This window comes from Proteus cibi (assembly GCF_003144405.1).
In the GTDB taxonomy this organism is placed as follows: Bacteria; Pseudomonadota; Gammaproteobacteria; order Enterobacterales; family Enterobacteriaceae; genus Proteus; species Proteus cibi.
In genome coordinates, this window is the sequence record NZ_PENW01000020.1 from 124012 (window position 1) to 141125 (window position 17114).

The following is a 17114-nucleotide window of genomic DNA, read 5'->3' on the forward strand; positions in this document are numbered from 1 at the left end:
ATATAGCGCTTACCAACTTCAATATAATAATAAAATACACATGACACGTGGAAAAAGTTCACCCTCAATGTGAAACCAAAGAGGGTGAATTAAATATTAGAAAGCGTTATTAATCATTATTTACAGTTCTTCGGAATATAATCTTCAATCGCTTTTCGAGTCATTAAACTGACCTCATTTGCATTACGCGCAGTGAAAACTTTTCCTCCAGTTGCATCCGCAACGCAGTTACCTGCGCCAGTACCTAATATATCGACAACATTAATAACGGCGCGAGGGTGAGCGCGTTTTAGGGTTCTAGCCGCTGCACATGGGTCTTGATCGCAAGACTCTAAACCGTCGGATAACAACACAATAATAGTGTCACGATTATTGCCTTTAATTAAATTACCTGCACGTTTAATAGACTCGGCTAATGGTGTACCACTATCTGGCTCAATGCGCTTAATGTAACTAAGTAATTTTGATCTCTCATTACCACCATAAGCTGGACTTGATTTCACGACACCACAGTCCGATGCCACAACGGTGGTAATTTTCATATCTGACGGAATGTTATTAATGATTTTTATTGCGGCGTTTCTTGCGGTTGTGATCCGTCGAGGCTCAGCATCATAACCAGGGAAAAGTTGTCCCGTTGAAGCGATATAGTCTAAATCATTTTCTGTTAAATTCATGCTCAGCGCCATAGAGCCAGAGGCATCAAAAATAAGAATGACCTGTGGTGCTAATTCTGGTGGACGTTCGGCTGGGCACATTTGCTTAATTTTGTTTGCTAAGCGATTTTCACAAGTTGCATTGGCTGTTTTCTCTGTCACACCTGCTTTTTTCAATTCATCTTGTACACAAGCTTCGAGTGGCGTGAGTTTTTTCACTGGCACAGGCTTGGGCACGGGTACCGGTTCAGGTTCAGGCACTGGTTCTGGAACGGGCTCTGGAACGGGTTCTGGGATTGGCTCTGGTTCAGGGATAGGTTCTGGTTTTGGCGGTATGACAACGACAGGCTTCTCTTCAACCACCGGCGGAACCGCTTTGGGATCAAAACAGCCTTTCAGCCAAGATGCCAGTAAGATCAAAAACAGCAAAAATAACAACAGTAATAACCAACGTAGCCAGCGATTGCGTGTTTTGGCAGGGACATCAGCAAGCGCGGCACCCGCGGCTGCTGCACTTGCCCCTGCGGTAACTTGTGCAATAGGGGGTGGCAATGGTGTTGTACGTGGCCACCATGTAATAACGGGTTGTCCGTTAATAATATAGACACTTTCGCTATCAGGTAGCGTTGATGCTGTATCTAAAAGGTGGCGCTCTTCATCCGTTATGCGATTTTGCGATGCTAATAGCGCTGTTTGCGTTTTAATATCGTTAAGGCGTTCATCTAAAATACGTCTTATTTCTTGCTGCTCTTGCCCTTGTAACGAGGTTAAAGCGATAGGATTACCAGAAACAGGCGAATACCATTCAATCACGTTATCCGATTTTTTCTCTGGAGTCGCAAATAGAGAATGATACTTAGTCGGAAAGTGTTGTGTCAGCAATTGGCGTAATTGCTGTTGATGCGTTAAGGCAAAATCGGCGCGGGTAATATCAGCCGTTAATCGTGAGATTCGATTCATATTTTAGAGAGCCTTATGTGACGGCTATATTCGTTTAAAGAAAGAAATTTAAGATAGCAATATTATTGACTATAACGGTTTTATAAAAAAGATGAAATTAAAGGGTTCACTTTTTTAATATAAGGAAAATTTAATTTTTATTTCTAAATTCGCTCAATTTATTCCTCTATTTTAACAGGGGAAATAATCCATTTGCTTATTTATCTGCACTCCCTTTAGGATGCGCATTTATGTTAAAGATGAAGATCGCAAATTAGTCGCTCTCTCTTATTGAGTACTGATGAATATTGATATAGCACATAGAGCATCTTAGGGTTACAAGGTATGTTACCCACACTAAAAAATAGTCAAATCATTCGCTTTTAGGGGAATTTATTCCTCTCTTTACGTTGATATAACAGCAGGTTTCTGATGATAAATAAAATAAATAATAACCAATTACTTAATGATGTAACTCGCTACTGGAATATCAGAGCTGAAAGTTATAGTGAGTCTAATCAACAGGAATTACTGAGCGAGAAACAACAGAAATGGCGTCATCTGTTATTGGGGCATATCAAAGAAGGTGAAACCTTAAAAGTGCTTGATATTGGAACGGGGCCGGGGTTTTTTGCCATTCTATTAGCGTTATCGGGTCATGATGTCACGGCAATTGATGCCACTGAGGGCATGTTGCTGGAAGCGAAACAAAATGCGCAAACGCATAAGGCAAATATTCAATTTATTCGTGGTGATGTACATCAACTGCCTTTTGGCAGTGAACAGTTTGATTTAGTGGTGAGTCGCAATGTGACATGGAATTTAAAAGCACCTCAAAAAGCCTATTCGGAGTGGTTTCGTGTATTAAAACCGGGGGGGAGTTTAATTAATTTTGATGCTAACTGGTATTTACATCTCTTTGATGAGAATTACTGGCAAGGTTTTGTGGCAGATAGAGAGCGTTCAATTGAAAAGCAAGTTGAAGATCACTACGTCAATACAGATACCAAAGAGATGGAACGAATCGCTCGCCAATTACCATTAAGTCAAATTAAACGTCCACAATGGGATATTAATACCCTACTAGAAGTCGGTTTTAGTCGATATATGATAGATACGCGAATTGGCGATTTTGTGTGGAACGAAGAAGAAAAAATCAATTATGGTTCAACACCGATGTTTATGATCCATGCACAAAAACAAAAAATAAATAATTAAAGGAGAATAACGTGAAGTCCTTATTTTCAGTGTTTCCAACACTATTATTAACAATAACATGTGCGTTTCCTGCGTTAGCAGATAAAAGTAATAATATGTTGGATTATGCCAGCACAAAAGACATTCGTGATATTAACCCACATCTCTACTCTGGTGAGATGGCGGCTCAAAACATGGTGTTTGAATCTCTTGTATTAAATACCGAAAAAGGTGTTGCACCTTATTTAGCGGAGCGTTGGGATATTTCGCCTGATGGAAAGAGCTACACTTTCTTTTTACGTCATGATGTGACTTTCAGTGATGGTGAACCCTTTAATGCTAAAGCGGTAAAATTAAATATTGAAGCGGTGCTGGATAACTATGAACGTCATGCGTGGTTGGAGTTAGTTCGTCAGATTGATCACGTTGAAATTGTCGATGAATTCACTGTAAAACTAAATCTAAAAAATCCTTACTATCCAACATTAACTGAATTAGGTTTAACTCGCCCATTCCGCTTTATTTCACCGAAGTCTTTTATTAATGGTAAAACCAAAACAGGTGTTGCGAACTATGTGGGTACAGGACCTTGGGTATTAACTGAACATAAAAAAGACCAATATGCTGAGTTTAAAGTTAACCCCAATTATTGGGGAGCGAAACCGGTATTAAATGGTGTGGTATGGCGAGTGATCCCCGATAGACAAACCATGTTACTTTCTCTACAAAAAGGGGATATTCAGCTTATTTTTGGTGCAGATGGCGACATGTTAGATATGGATTCGTTTGAGGCTCTTATGGCATCAGATAAATTCAAAACTGAAATGAGTGCACCGATTGCTTCTCGTGCGATTGTGCTCAATAGTAGTCGTTCAATGACTTCTAGCCAAAAAGTCCGCCAAGCATTGCAATATGCTGTTGATAAAGAAGGAATTGCACAAGGTATTTTAGCGGGTAGCGAAAAAGTCGCAGATACTTTAATGGCGCGCAGTGTACCTTACTGTGATTTTACTTCTCCAACTTATGTTTATCGACCAACAAAAGCGATTGAATTATTAGAAGACGAAGGCTGGGTATTACCAAAAGGCAAGGCTATTCGTGAGAAACAAGGTGAAAAATTACAGCTGTTGCTTTCTTATAATGTGAATAATGCCGTTGAAAAAGAGATAGCTGAACTTATTCAAGATGACTTTAAAAAGATTGGTGTCGGTTTAACGATTTTAGGTGAAGAGAAACAAGCCTATTTAGATAGACAAAAAAATGGTGATTTTGATTTACAATATTCACTCTCATGGGGAACGCCTTACGATCCGGCTTCTTTTGTTTCATCATTTAGAATACCCGCTCACGCAGATTATCAAGGGCAAAAAGGGTTGGCAAATAAAGCCCAATTGGATGCGATGATTGGTGAGTTATTAATTACACCTAATGAAGCGCACCGTCAGGCGCTCTATAAAATCTTGTTTACCTCATTAGCAGAGCAAGCGGTCTATATTCCGTTAACTTATTCACGTACTAAGGCTATCCATAGTAGTGAATTAGAAAATGTGGGTTTTAATCCATCTCAATATGAAATACCGTTTGAAAAGATGCGCTTTAATCCTTAATTAATGAGATTAACTAGAATCAGTGTGGTACATAATATCAAGGTGCCACACTCATCAAATCTTATGCTACGTTATATATTTTGGAGAGTGTTGGCGATACTTCCGTTGGCACTGATCATTTCATTTATTGCTTTTATTCTGTTGGAGTTAGCCCCGTCTGATCCTGCGGAAGTCGCGCTACGCATCAATGAAATTGTACCCACACCCGAAGCCATTGAAGGCATGCGTCATGAGTTAGGGTTAGATAAGCCTTTTTTTACGCGTTATTTTTTATGGTTAATAGCAGGTTTACAACTCGATTTTGGTACCTCTTTTCTGACAAGAACGCCTGTTATTCAAGAGATGTTACGGGCGTTACCGCCAACACTTTGGCTAGCATCAACAGCACTATTTTTTACGATTATTCTGACACTCCCTTTAGCATTATGGTGCGTGGCTAAACCTCAAAGTTTTACGGATAAATGTATCCGTTTCATTGTGTTTGTTTTAACAGCTATTCCTAATTATTGGTTAGGATTGCTATTAATTTGGGGAGTCGCTGTTTATTTAGATTGGTTGCCCGTCAGTGGGATGTTATCGCCCGAGTCTGTTATTTTGCCTGCCCTAGCGCTCTCTTTAGGGTATATCGGCACTTATTTACGGTTATTACGAGGTGCGATGTTAAATCAATGGCATCAGCCTTATGTCTTTTATGCCAAAGCGCGCGGATTACCCGATAATCTTATTTTGCGCCGCCATATTTTACGTAATTCGCTGTATTCCAGTTTAACGGCATTGGGGATGAGTATTCCGAAGCTTATTGCTGGTACGGTGGTGATTGAGAATATTTTTGCTTGGCCAGGAATAGGGCGACTATGCATCAGTGCTATATTTGGTCGTGATTATCCGATGATACAAGCTTATATTTTATTGATGTCACTGTTATTTCTCTTTTTTAATTTTCTGATGGACGTCATTCAAATGATGGCAGATCCACGGTTAAGGAGATAATGATGTGGCGGCTTTTTTGGCAACGACTCGGAAAAGATAAAAGTGCGCAACTGTGTTTATTGGTGATTCTGATTGTGGTGATTGCAGGGATATTCGCTCCTTGGTTGGCTCCGCATGATCCCACATTAACTTCGATACGTTTGAAATTTAAGCCCATGAGCTTAGATTATCCGTTGGGCACGGATAATTTAGGGCGCTGTATCTTTTCAAGGTTATTGTTTGGTGTAAGAACGACGGTATTTTATGCCTTATTAGCCATGAGTGTGACATTAATGATGGGTTGGTTAATGGGGATGCTAGCCGGATTTTTCCATGGCAAGACAGATACATTGATTATGCGGTTATGTGATGTGGTTTTGTCATTCCCAGCAGAAATTATGATCTTAGCGTTAGTGGGGATCATGGGACCGGGTATTGGTAATATCTTAATTGCCGTTATTTTAGTGAAATGGGCATGGTATGCCAGAATGATCAGAGGCGTTGTTCGTCAATATTCTCATCGTAATTACATTGCATATGCACAGGTGATTGGTGCACCTTCTAGTCATATTTTACGGCGTCATTTATTGCCCGTCACTTTAGCTGAAACTATTGTTTTAGCATCAACGGATATTGGTAGTGTTATTTTAATGATCTCGGCACTCTCCTTTTTAGGGTTAGGTGTACAACCACCAACGCCAGAATGGGGAAATATGCTCAGTGAAGCAAAAAATGTCATGGTATTACACCCAGAGCAAATGTTACCTGCAGGCATTGCAATTACGCTTGTTGTCACCGCATTTAATTTTTGGGGGGATTTTTTACGTGATGTGTTTGATCCGGATAATCGCCAGTCAGTAGGAGAAAAGCATGAACAACTTACTGACGCTTGAGCACGTTTCTATTACTCATCAAGAAAGTGGAAAAAAGCTGATTGATGATATCTCTTTTTCAATACAGCAAGGACGTACATTCGCGATTGTAGGCGAAAGTGGTAGTGGCAAGAGTTTGATAAGTAAAGCGATTATGGGGTTGCTACCTAAGCAGTTAGTCATGTCAGGGGCGATTTTCTTGAATGGAAAAGAAATCACCCATGAGGCGCTTTCTCAACGTCGAGCCTTATTAGGTACATCTTTAGGTGTGATTGTGCAAAATGGCATGAGTGCCTTTGATCCTCTAATGAGAATAGGAAAACAATTTTGCCAAACTTTAATCTACCATTTTTCTTATTCTAAAAAGCAAGCCATAGAAGAAACGGCGTCGGCATTATCTCGTGTATTTCCTCGTCGGTTTCAATCTATTATGCAAGCCTTTCCTCATCAATTAAGTGGTGGGCAATTACAACGTGTGATGATTGCGATTGCACTTGCCTTATCACCGAAATTATTAATTGCAGATGAACCGACAACGGCGCTTGATGCACCTCTTCGCCAAGATATTTTAAAACTGCTCCAGCATGTCGTTACAACTCATCACTCAACACTGATTTTTATTTCCCATGATTTAGGGATAGTCAATGAAATGGCTGACGATATATTAGTCATGCAAAAAGGGAAAATGGTTGAATGGGGTGATAAAACAGCCGTTTTATCACATCCAACGCAACAATATACGCGTTATTTAATTCATGCGCGCCGACAGCTTTCATTACGTTTTGAGCAGTTGATTAATCACAAAACAGATTAATATCATCATAATAAAAGAGGGTTTATGTTATTAAACGTTGAGAATATCACTCAGTATTATACTCAAAAAAATAACACACTATTTGGTGAAAAAGTGAAGGTTATTGACTCACTCTCTTTTCATATTAATTCGAGTGAAGCTTTTGGTTTAGTGGGTGAAAGTGGCAGTGGTAAGAGCACGTTAGCGCGTTTAATTTGTGGATTAGAGTTACCTGATAGTGGTGCTATTTCTTTAAATAATAAGCCTGTTACAAAACGACTTCATCGCCAAGGTATAATCAGTATTGTTTTTCAAGATTATATGACTTCTGTTAATCCGACATTAACAGTAGGCGAAATTATTGCTGAGCCAATTAAAATCATTAATCCAAGTATTCACCATCAAGCACTAAAAAAACTTATTTTTTCTTTTTTAGATAAAGTAGAATTACCTAAAAGTTGCTATTCACGTTATATATTTGAGCTGTCTGGAGGACAGGCTCAGCGGGTATGTTTATGCCGTGCATTAGCGTCCTATCCTAAACTTATTGTATTAGATGAAGCGCTTAGCTCTTTAGATATTCCAACTCAAGTTCAAATATTGGATTTATTAAAACAGTTAAAAGAAGGATCTACACTCTCTTATCTTTTTATTAGTCATGATATTCAAACAGTGGCTTATTTTTGCGATAGAGTGATGTTCTTTTTACAAGGTAAAAATATTGAATTATGTGAGATAAATAATTTAGGCAAGGTTTCTCATGATTATTCTAAAAAGCTTATTCAATCTGTTATTTAATCAACAAACAGCAATACCTTTAGGTATTACTGCTTGTCAAATTTCATTTAGAGATTGTTCATTAAGTGTTCTTGAACTGCTTTGGCATCGTTCGCGGCATTGAAATCTATACCAAAATTCAGAGTGCCTTCTTTCAGTTCAATACTACGTGGTGTTGCTTTAGAGCAGGTAATATTCTGTATTTTTTCTTTTACGGTTTCTTGTGCTACTTTTGAGCTTTCACAAGTATTAATTACGCCTTTTAATCCTTCGCTACAATAACTATCAACACCTGTTGTTTTTAAATCATCAGCAGTAAATGCAGACCAATCAAAAGCGACTTTGATATTGGCATCACAGCTTTTATTTAAATCGACAATACGCGATTGAATATTGTCCTCGAATTTTTGTTGTAATTCTTTTTCAGCTAATGTCGCTGAAAAGGCTGAAGATGAAATAAAAAGTAAAGAAAGACTAATCGCAATATTTTTTAACATAATTAAATGCTCCAAAAAAGAATATATAAATTTAAATTAACTTATTAAAAATAAAGTAATAGAGCGTTATAGCAATAGGAATATTATTGTTTTTCTTTTTTTCATTATTTTTGAATAATATCTCTTATTATTAGTGAGATATCTTTTAATAAAAAGGTGTTGATTATTGAGATATTACTATTTTTATAAGTGTTCTTACTTAATTTATTAATTAAATGTTCGTTAGTTTCATAACGAACATAATCGATTCAGTACCGCATTTAAATAATGCATAAAGCCAAATAAATAAATTGCCAACAAAATCATAGTGTTAAATTATCAATGTAGATCTGCATCACAAACCAATCTTATTGTGATTGTTTTTTCGTCATGCTCGAATTAACTTGCTAACTCGAAGTAGCAAAAATTAGCATAGTGTTAGCAAATGATGAGGGTTCGCATGGAACAACAATATTTTATTGGCGTTGATGTTGGCTCAGCCAGTGTCCGTGCAGCGGTATTTGATAGCAATGGAAAGCGTTTGGGCTTTTCTGTCCGCCCTATTGCTCAATTCCGCCCAAAAACGGATTTCGTTGAGCAATCGTCTACCGATATTTGGCAGCAGGTTTGCACTACTGTAAAAGAGTCGGTGGCGTTATCTGCGATTGATCCTATCCATGTGAAATCTATTGGTTTTGATGCCACTTGTTCTTTAGTTGCTGTAGATAAGGACGGTAAAGGGCTTTCTGTTTCACCTAGCGGTAATGCGGAACAAGATATCATCATGTGGATGGATCACCGTGCTGTACAAGAAACGGTTACGATCAATCTGACCAATGATCCTTCACTGCGATATGTCGGCGGTGAAGTGAGTATTGAAATGGAATTGCCAAAAATTCTGTGGTTAAAAAATCATTATCCAGAACGTTATCAAAACGTATGGCGATTTTTTGATTTAGCTGACTTTTTAGTTTGGAAAGCAACATCAGGGGATGTAGCAAGTACCTGTACATTAACCTGTAAATGGAACTATTTAGCACATCAGGGGCAATTTAGTGAGAGCTTGTTAGCCGATGTAGGTTTGGATGAATTATTAGAAAAAGTACCACAAACCATCCTTGCGTTAGGCGAACAAGCGGGTTGTTTAGATGAGTCGGTTGCCAATGCGTTTGGCTTGCACACGGGTGTCATTGTTGCTTCAGGCATTATTGACGCACATGCAGGTGGTTTGGCATTAACGGCATCACAACCTGAAGGGAGTTTGGCAATTATCAGTGGCACATCTAACTGCCACATGATCGTAAGCCAATATCCCATTATGGTGCCCGGTGTTTGGGGACCTTATTTTGGCGCGATGCTACCCGACTTATGGCTAAACGAAGGCGGTCAAAGTGCTGCGGGTGCATTAGTCGAGTGGTCTATTCGCCGTCATGAGTCATGGGCTGAATTAGAGCAAGAAGCGAATGAAAAAGGGGTGAATTACTACGCCTTATTAAACGAAGCTGTCGCTGAATTAGAAGAGAATGAACAATATCCAACTGCACAGTTTCATGTTTTAGCTGACCATCATGGTAATCGCTCTCCGCGTGCCAATCCTGCAGCAAAAGGTATGGTGAGTGGGTTAACGCTTGAAAGCGGTCGAGTTGCATTGGCTCGTTATTACCTAGCGACATTGCAATCTATTGCTTATGGCACACGCCATATTATCGACACACTTGAAGATGCTGGACATCAAATCAATCGCATCGTGATGTGTGGTGGCGCAACGAAGAATCCATTGTGGCTACGCGAATACGCCAATGCGACAGGTCGTGAAATTCATTTAGCGCAAGAAGAAGATGCGGTGAATTTAGGGGCCGCCTTATTAGGTGCCGTAGCGTGTAAAGCCTTTGATGATTTCTCTAAAGCTGCCAGCGCAATGGTACGAGAAGGTGGCATTATCACACCAGATAGCGACACGTTTGCCTTCCATCAGGCTAAATATCAAGTCTATTTGCAGATGTATCAAGATCAGCAGCGTTATAACGAAATGATGTCAGATTGTTGACCACTAATTTTTCCGATTATGAACCGAGTTTACCTTACCAGGGATATCTTATGTTGAACTTAAATCTACCAAAATTACCAACAACCATCACAGCAGGTCCGAAAGAGATCCTGATGGTCACCAACGCAGACTTACGCGAGCCTGCAAACGTAACGTGCTGGCCTGTACAGAAAAAATTTGAAGATAAACTGGCGGCAGCATTAGAAGCTCAAGGTTACAAAATGAAGCGTGCTCATGAAATTAATGAAGCTCGTGGTCATGGTTTTATCAGTAGTCAGCGTGAAGGTTGCGATATGTTTGCGGCAATCGATCCTGATGCTCCGGTTATTGTGTTATTAACCGCATGGCAATATTCACACCATATTGCCTCTTCCTTAGCACACCATCGTGGCCCTATTTTACTGCTGGCTAACTTTGATGGTACATGGCCGGGTTTGGTCGGCATGTTGTGTTTAGCGGGAACAATGACCAGTTTAGGTAAAAATTATTCACGTTTATGGTCAGAAACGTTTGATGATGAATTCTTTGTAGATGGCTTAGCGACTTGGTTGAAATATGGTTATGTAAATCATAAGCTTAGCTATCTTACGGATGTTGCGCCAACACACAGGGTAATGGCGACAGAAGCTGGCGAAGTGGGTCGTAAAGTCGGCGAATACATAATTAAAAATAAAGAAATAATTGGTTTGTTCGATACATTCTGTATGGGAATGATTAACGGGGTCTTCCCACAACAGGCAATGATCAATATTGGTATGCCAATTGAATCCCTTTCTCAATCTGCGTTACTGGTCGAAATGGCGAAAGTACCGACAGAATTAAGAGAGGCATGTTTACAGTGGTACGAAGATAACGGGATGACGTTTATGTTTGGTCAAGATGACAAAACTGAACTCACTCGTGAACAAGTGATGGAGCAGTGCGCCATGATGATTGCAATGGCGCGTTTCGTAAAACGTTTTGGTTTAACTGCGGTGGGTGTGCAATATCAGCAGGGCTTAAAAGATTGTTGCCCAGCGTCTGACTTTGCTGAAGGTGCGATTGGTTCAACGGCGCGTTTCCCACTGCCAGATGAAAACGGCGAAATTATCTGCCCTAACACGCCAATTCCTTGTATCAACGAAGTGGATATGGGGACGGCTATTCCTCAAACGATGTTATGGCGTTTATTAACATCATTAGGATTACCGGCTGAAACCACACTACATGATATTCGTTGGGGTAGTGAGTATGAAGGAACATTCTACTGGGATATGGAAATTTCAGGCTCAGTTCCTTTTGAACACCTCAAAGGTGGCCTAAAAGGTGCAACAGGTTATCGCCAGCCTCCGATGTTCTTCCCTAAAGGGGGATCAACCATTACCGGTCAAGGCAAAGCAGGACGTCTGTTATGGGGTCGTGCGCACTATGAAGGTACTGATGTGATTATGCATATTGGTACAGGCGTGGCTGTGGAGTTACCTGAAGCAGAATTTGAACGTCGCCGTAGAGCAACTAACTACGAATGGCCATTATTGAACTGTACGTTAGATGGCGTAACGCGTGATGACCTTATGGCGGGACATCAAAGTAACCACATTACGGTGGCTTATGTTGATGAAGATAAATTGGCGTTTGTGCTAAAAGCATTCGTTGCTCAAGCATTGACTCAAGGTATCCAAGTGAAAGTGGCAGGCGATGCCATTAACTTACTGTAAGGAATTGATGATGAGTCAGCAAAAATACGTCGGTGTTTGGCCTGTTATGCTAACCCCTTTTGATGCCAAAGGGGAGATTGATTGGGCGTCATTAGAGCGTCTTGTAGATTGGTATATCGATTCTGGTGTACATGGACTCTTTGCCGCTTGTCAATCAAGCGAAATGTTCTATTTAAGTGATGAAGAAACGCAAGCACTTACCCGTTTTATCGTTGAAAAAGCAGATGGAAGAGTACCTGTCGTTGCTTCTGGTCATACTGCAACCGCATTAAGTCAGCAAAAAGAACAATTGCAGGCAATGGCGGGTACAGGTGTCGATGGCGTCATTATGATCAGTAATCGCTTGGCTCTTGTTGGTGAGTCGGATGATAAAGCACTGGAAACACTGCAAGTCTTAACCAATGTAGTACCAAAAGAGATTGATTTGGGGATCTATGAATGCCCTTATCCTTACAAACGCTTGTTATCTGAAGAAATTGTCGAGTGGTGTGCACAAAGTAATCGCTTTACCTTTATCAAAGATACCTGTTGTTCTCTTCCGATGATAGAACGTCGTTTGGCATTATCAAAAGGAACTCGCTTGCATCTTGCAAACGCCAACAGTCAAACGCTATTAGCTTCATTCCAAGCAGGATGTCAGGCATATAGCGGTGTTATGGCAAACTTCCATCCAGAGCTTTATGTTTGGCTTTATGAAAATTGGAAAGATAAACCAGAGCAGGCTGCGGTGTTAGCAGATTATTTATCAACAGCAGCGATGACCGAAACGCTGGATTATCCAGCATGCGCTAAATATCATCAGCGCCTGATTGGTAACTTCAGCACACTGGTTTGCCGTTCCCGTAACAGCAGTCAGTTTGAAAACTCATTTTTCCCTTCTGCCGTCAATAGCATGACAGCATTGGGTGAGAATATGAAGAAGTGGCTTTCGTTAGATTAATTTAGGACACAGGAGTAGGAATATGCCTTTCGTGATGAAGGAAACCCAGTTTGTGCTTGATAATGCACATTCACTTTTTAATCACTGCCATGCTTCAACGATTGTGCGTGTGCCTAACTCTGAGCGTTTGTTAACCGCTTTTTTCGCTGGTGATAAAGAAGGTAGCGGTAATACCGCTATCTGGCTAGTGATGAAAGAGGGTGATCATTGGCAACATGCTCAACCTGTTGTTAAAAATCCGGGTGTTGCGCACTGGAATCCAGTTTTACATGTTGACCCATCAACAGGTAATATCTGGCTGTTTTATAAAACGGGTCCCGACGTACATAGTTGGACGACCCAATACGTTATCTCGAAGGATGGCGGAAATAGCTGGAGTTTACCGAGTGAATTGGTTTCTGGTGATGTAGCACCTAGAGGTCCTGTGAAAAATAAAGTGTTAGTGATGTCGAACGGCGAGTGGTTGGCACCGGGATCGGTTGAGGATGACCAATTCTGGGATGCGTTTGTTGATATTTCGAGTGACAACGGTCAACACTGGTTGCGAGTAGATATTCCCATTGAACATCATAAAGGTGAACAAGCGGAACATGAAATCTGGCAAGGTTTAAAGGACGATGCCTTATGGGAGACTGATCTACAACGCGTTTTTCAATGGGATGGCGTGATACAGCCAACACTATGGGAATCCCAGCCTGGGCATGTGCATGCCATGATGCGGAGTACGCGCGGTACTATTTATCGTAGCGATTCAACGGATTATGGGCGCAATTGGTGTCCGGCTTATGCAACAATATTACCAAATAATAATAGCGGCATTGATGTCGTCTCCTTCGCAGATGGTCAACTGGCATTGGTGTATAACCCGAATTCAGGTAACTGGAGCCGTCGTTATCCCATCTCTGTCAGTCTTTCATCCGATAATGGCAGTACTTGGTCTGAACCATTCGATTTACTCGATGGGGAAGGCGAATTTTCATATCCGGCTATTATTGCTGAAAACAATACCCTACACGTGACCTTTACTTGGAATCGAAAAAACATTGTTTATCAGCAATTAATGGCTACTCAATAAAAATGTGGAGAAAGGGTTTTATGAAAAAGAGTCTACTCGCAGCGTTGGCGATTACGATGACACTGGGCATGGGGAATGCAGTCGCCCAACAGTTAACGTATCCTACAAAAAATATTGATGTTGTCATTCCGAAAAACCCAGGTGGTGGTACTGATACTTCTGCACGTACTATCATTGAATTTGCAAAAGATGTGATGCCAGCTGGACGTATTTTCGTTCCGGTGAATAAGCCTGCTGGTAATGGTTTAACGGGTCTAATTGAAGTGGCTAATGCGCGTCCAGATGGCACAAAATTAGTCATGACAACGGTTGAATTGGCGATGTTCCCACACCAAGGAAAATCACCTGTTACTTATAAAGACTTCACCCCAATCGCAACCACTATCGCTGATCCTGTGGTGTTAGTGGTTAATGCAGAATCACCTTACACCACGTTACAAGAGTTTATCGATGGCGCGAAAGCGAATCCGGGTAAACTGAAAGTCGGTAACTCAGGTATGGGGGCTATTTATCACTTAGCGGGTGTTAATATCGAACGTACCACGGGTACTAAATTTAACCATATCCCTTATAACGAAGGTACAGGCCCTTCAATCGCGGCTTTAGTGGGTAACCACATTGATGGCGTATTAACGACTCCAGGTGCGGTTAAGTCTCAAGTTGATGCCGGTATTCTGCGTGTTCTTGGTGTCATGGATGAACGTCGCTTCCCATTATTCCCAGCGGTACCTACTTTCAAAGAAGCATTGAAATTAGACACTAACGTGAAAATGCGTGCTTGGGCTGTATTAGCAACAACTGCGAATGTACCTGATAACGTGAAGAAAGAGTTAGTCGGTGCATTCTCTGAAGTGGTTCAAAAACCTGAATATCAAGAAGCACTGAAAAAACAAGGTATTATGCCTGTATTCATCACTGGTGACGATGCTTACCAAATGATGAAAGAAGACCACGAGATGTACGCTGAGTTAATTTCAACAACCCTGAAAAAATAACTTTTCTATTATTATAAACCACCCTACCTGTTATGGCAGGTAGGGTCGGGGAGATCCCGACATGACAAAAATCAATACAATCATCGGTGCGATTTCAGTGGCTTTCGGGGCACTTATTATCTATCTCTCCCGTGATATGAGCATGTTTGATGATTATGGTGTGCCTGGGGAGCGTTTTTGGCCTTATGGTCTTGCCATCTTATTTATTTTACTGGGGATTTTTCAATGGATCGGTGTTGTGGTTGATAAAATCAAACACGTACATAAGTCTGTTGACCTGAGTTCTACCGCCGTTAAACGCGCTTATGGTTTAGGCCTCTTTATGTTGGTCTATGCCACTGGTCTGCACTTTTTTGGCTTTATTATTCCGTCACTGCTTCTTATCCCGATCATTATGTGGCTGATGAATGAAAGAAAACCTATTGCACTGGTTGTTATTCCGGTCGTAATGGTCGCCGCCGTTTATGTCTTCTTTGACATTATCTTTAATTCACCTCTGCCAACCTCCGTCTTTTTTGAGTAAGCGGTAAAGGAGCTTTGAGATGGAAATATTAGACGCTTTAATGATCGTTTTCAGTCTGGAAACGATCACGATGATCCTGTTGGGGGTGTTCGCGGGTATTATTATCGGCGCATTACCAGGCCTGACAGTGAATATGGGGATTGCATTACTTCTCCCATTGACTTACTCCTTCCAAGGAATGACCGGGATCCTCCTGTTATTAGGAATGTATTGTGGTGCCGTTTACGGTGGTTCAATTACTGCGATATTAATTAGTACGCCGGGTACTCCCGCTTCTGCTGCGACGGTATTGGATGGTTATCCAATGGCGAAAAAAGGTGAAGCAGGAAGAGCGCTGGGTTTATCTACGATGGGCTCTATGTTCGGGGGGATCTTTAGTACGATAGCCCTGATTGTTATTGCGCCTCAATTAGCAAAAGTGGCAACAGGTTTCTCTGCGGCTGAATATTTTGCACTCGCAGTATTTGGCATAAGTATTATTACCAGTGTATCATCGCAATCGATTGTGAAAGGATTAATGGGCGGGGCGATAGGTTTAGCGATTGCCACTATTGGACTTGATCCAATGACATCGGGACCTCGTTTTACCTTTGATACCGTTTACCTAATGGGTGGGGTCTCATTTATTCCTATCTTGGTTGGTCTGTTCGCGTTCTCTCAAGGCTTGATCAGTTTTGAAGAAGAGTACCGTGAGCGCAAACAGAAGAAAAACGAAAAAATTAATGCGCGTATTCACCGTGTATTACCAACATGGGCTGATTTTAAACGCGTATTGCCAACGTACTTCCGTTCGTCCGCTATTGGCACAACGATTGGGGCTATTCCGGGAACGGGGGGAGATATCTCATCATTTATCTCTTATAACGAAGCCAAGCGTTGGTCTAAACACCCTGAAGAGTTTGGTCACGGGTCACCAGAAGGTGTGTCTGCACCAGAAGCTGGAGCAAACTCAGTAACAGGCGGAACCATGGTGCCTTTAATGACCTTAGGTATTCCGGGTGATGGTGCAACGGCCATTATCATGGGGGCATTTATGGTCCAAGGATTGGCATTAGGACCTCAGCTCTTTACTGATAATCCCGTTGAAGTTAACAGCATCTTTATTGGTTTGATGATGGCGAATATTTTCCTCGGTATTTTAGGTTTCTTATGTATGAAACTCTTCGTTCGAGTGATGGATGTTCCGCGTCGCGTATTAGTGCCAATTATCTTTGTATTATGTAGTGTGGGTGCTTATTCTGTGAACCATAGTATCATCGATGTATTTGTGATGATGGGGGCAGGATTACTCGCTTACATTATGATTAAGCTGGATTTCTCCATGTCTCCAGTGGTTATCGGGATTATCTTGGGGCCGATGGCAGAATCAAACTTACGTCGTGCTTTAATGATGTCTCAGGGGGATTTATCTATCCTTTATACACGCCCGATTACAGCGACATTCTTAGGTATTGCGATACTGACGTTGATCCTACCTATTATTGGACCATCGTTAAAAGCAATGTGGAAGAAATACCGAGCTAAGCCTGCTCAGTAAAGGTTAACTGGCCC

At 41.0% G+C, this 17114-nt stretch carries 15 protein-coding genes; 13 read left to right on the forward strand and 2 right to left on the reverse strand.

Annotated elements, in window-relative coordinates:
- Positions 1 to 116 precede the first annotated feature (116 nt).
- Entirely contained in the window at positions 117 to 1616 is a 1500-nt protein-coding gene (locus DK865_RS12870; RefSeq protein WP_023583186.1) for a vWA domain-containing protein, read from the reverse strand.
- A gap of 411 nt (positions 1617 to 2027) precedes the next feature.
- On the opposite strand from DK865_RS12870, the gene DK865_RS12875 reads away from it, so the two are divergent.
- The 6 genes from DK865_RS12875 to DK865_RS12900 all read left to right on the forward strand — a co-directional run bounded on the left by DK865_RS12875 (position 2028) and on the right by DK865_RS12900 (position 7831).
- A complete protein-coding gene (locus DK865_RS12875) occupies positions 2028 to 2813 on the forward strand; it encodes a class I SAM-dependent methyltransferase (protein WP_023583187.1) in 786 nt (261 codons plus the stop codon).
- A gap of 11 nt (positions 2814 to 2824) precedes the next feature.
- A complete protein-coding gene (nikA, locus tag DK865_RS12880; RefSeq protein WP_109392104.1) occupies positions 2825 to 4399 on the forward strand; it encodes a nickel ABC transporter substrate-binding protein in 1575 nt (524 codons plus the stop codon).
- A 63-nt stretch (positions 4400 to 4462) separates the two neighbouring features.
- The gene (gene opp1B, locus DK865_RS12885; protein ID WP_023583189.1) at positions 4463 to 5389 is read left to right on the forward strand and encodes a nickel/cobalt ABC transporter permease; all 927 of its coding nucleotides are present in this window, start codon (positions 4463 to 4465) and stop codon (positions 5387 to 5389) included.
- Between the two features lie 2 nt (positions 5390 to 5391).
- Positions 5392 to 6261 carry a nickel/cobalt ABC transporter permease gene (opp1C, locus tag DK865_RS12890; protein ID WP_109392105.1) on the forward strand — a complete coding sequence of 290 codons (870 nt, stop codon included), beginning with the start codon at positions 5392 to 5394 and terminating at the stop codon, positions 6259 to 6261.
- Positions 6239 to 7054: an ABC transporter ATP-binding protein gene (locus DK865_RS12895; RefSeq protein ID WP_109392106.1), complete on the forward strand. Its 816-nt coding sequence runs from the start codon at positions 6239 to 6241 to the stop codon at positions 7052 to 7054. Before opp1C ends, DK865_RS12895 begins: the two co-directional genes overlap by 23 nt.
- A gap of 24 nt (positions 7055 to 7078) precedes the next feature.
- Positions 7079 to 7831: an ABC transporter ATP-binding protein gene (locus tag DK865_RS12900; RefSeq protein ID WP_109392107.1), complete on the forward strand. Its 753-nt coding sequence runs from the start codon at positions 7079 to 7081 to the stop codon at positions 7829 to 7831.
- A gap of 47 nt (positions 7832 to 7878) precedes the next feature.
- Here the strand turns inward: DK865_RS12900 and DK865_RS12905 are convergent, their stop codons facing one another.
- Entirely contained in the window at positions 7879 to 8307 is a 429-nt protein-coding gene (locus DK865_RS12905; RefSeq protein WP_023583193.1) for a hypothetical protein, read from the reverse strand.
- Between the two features lie 439 nt (positions 8308 to 8746).
- Between DK865_RS12905 and DK865_RS12910 the strand changes: the two genes are divergently transcribed.
- The 7 genes from DK865_RS12910 to DK865_RS12940 all read left to right on the forward strand — a co-directional run bounded on the left by DK865_RS12910 (position 8747) and on the right by DK865_RS12940 (position 17100).
- Positions 8747 to 10333: an FGGY-family carbohydrate kinase gene (locus DK865_RS12910; RefSeq protein ID WP_036914334.1), complete on the forward strand. Its 1587-nt coding sequence runs from the start codon at positions 8747 to 8749 to the stop codon at positions 10331 to 10333.
- A gap of 50 nt (positions 10334 to 10383) precedes the next feature.
- A complete protein-coding gene (locus DK865_RS12915; protein ID WP_023583195.1) occupies positions 10384 to 12030 on the forward strand; it encodes a hypothetical protein in 1647 nt (548 codons plus the stop codon).
- A gap of 10 nt (positions 12031 to 12040) precedes the next feature.
- Entirely contained in the window at positions 12041 to 12970 is a 930-nt protein-coding gene (locus DK865_RS12920; protein ID WP_036914337.1) for a dihydrodipicolinate synthase family protein, read from the forward strand.
- A gap of 22 nt (positions 12971 to 12992) precedes the next feature.
- The gene (locus tag DK865_RS12925) at positions 12993 to 14045 is read left to right on the forward strand and encodes a sialidase family protein (RefSeq protein WP_099076040.1); all 1053 of its coding nucleotides are present in this window, start codon (positions 12993 to 12995) and stop codon (positions 14043 to 14045) included.
- 20 nt (positions 14046 to 14065) lie between these two features.
- Entirely contained in the window at positions 14066 to 15040 is a 975-nt protein-coding gene (locus DK865_RS12930) for a tripartite tricarboxylate transporter substrate binding protein (protein ID WP_228407784.1), read from the forward strand.
- 61 nt (positions 15041 to 15101) lie between these two features.
- Positions 15102 to 15563: a tripartite tricarboxylate transporter TctB family protein gene (locus DK865_RS12935; protein WP_023583199.1), complete on the forward strand. Its 462-nt coding sequence runs from the start codon at positions 15102 to 15104 to the stop codon at positions 15561 to 15563.
- Between the two features lie 19 nt (positions 15564 to 15582).
- Positions 15583 to 17100 carry a tripartite tricarboxylate transporter permease gene (locus tag DK865_RS12940; protein ID WP_023583200.1) on the forward strand — a complete coding sequence of 506 codons (1518 nt, stop codon included), beginning with the start codon at positions 15583 to 15585 and terminating at the stop codon, positions 17098 to 17100.
- The last annotated feature ends 14 nt before the right edge of the window (positions 17101 to 17114 follow it).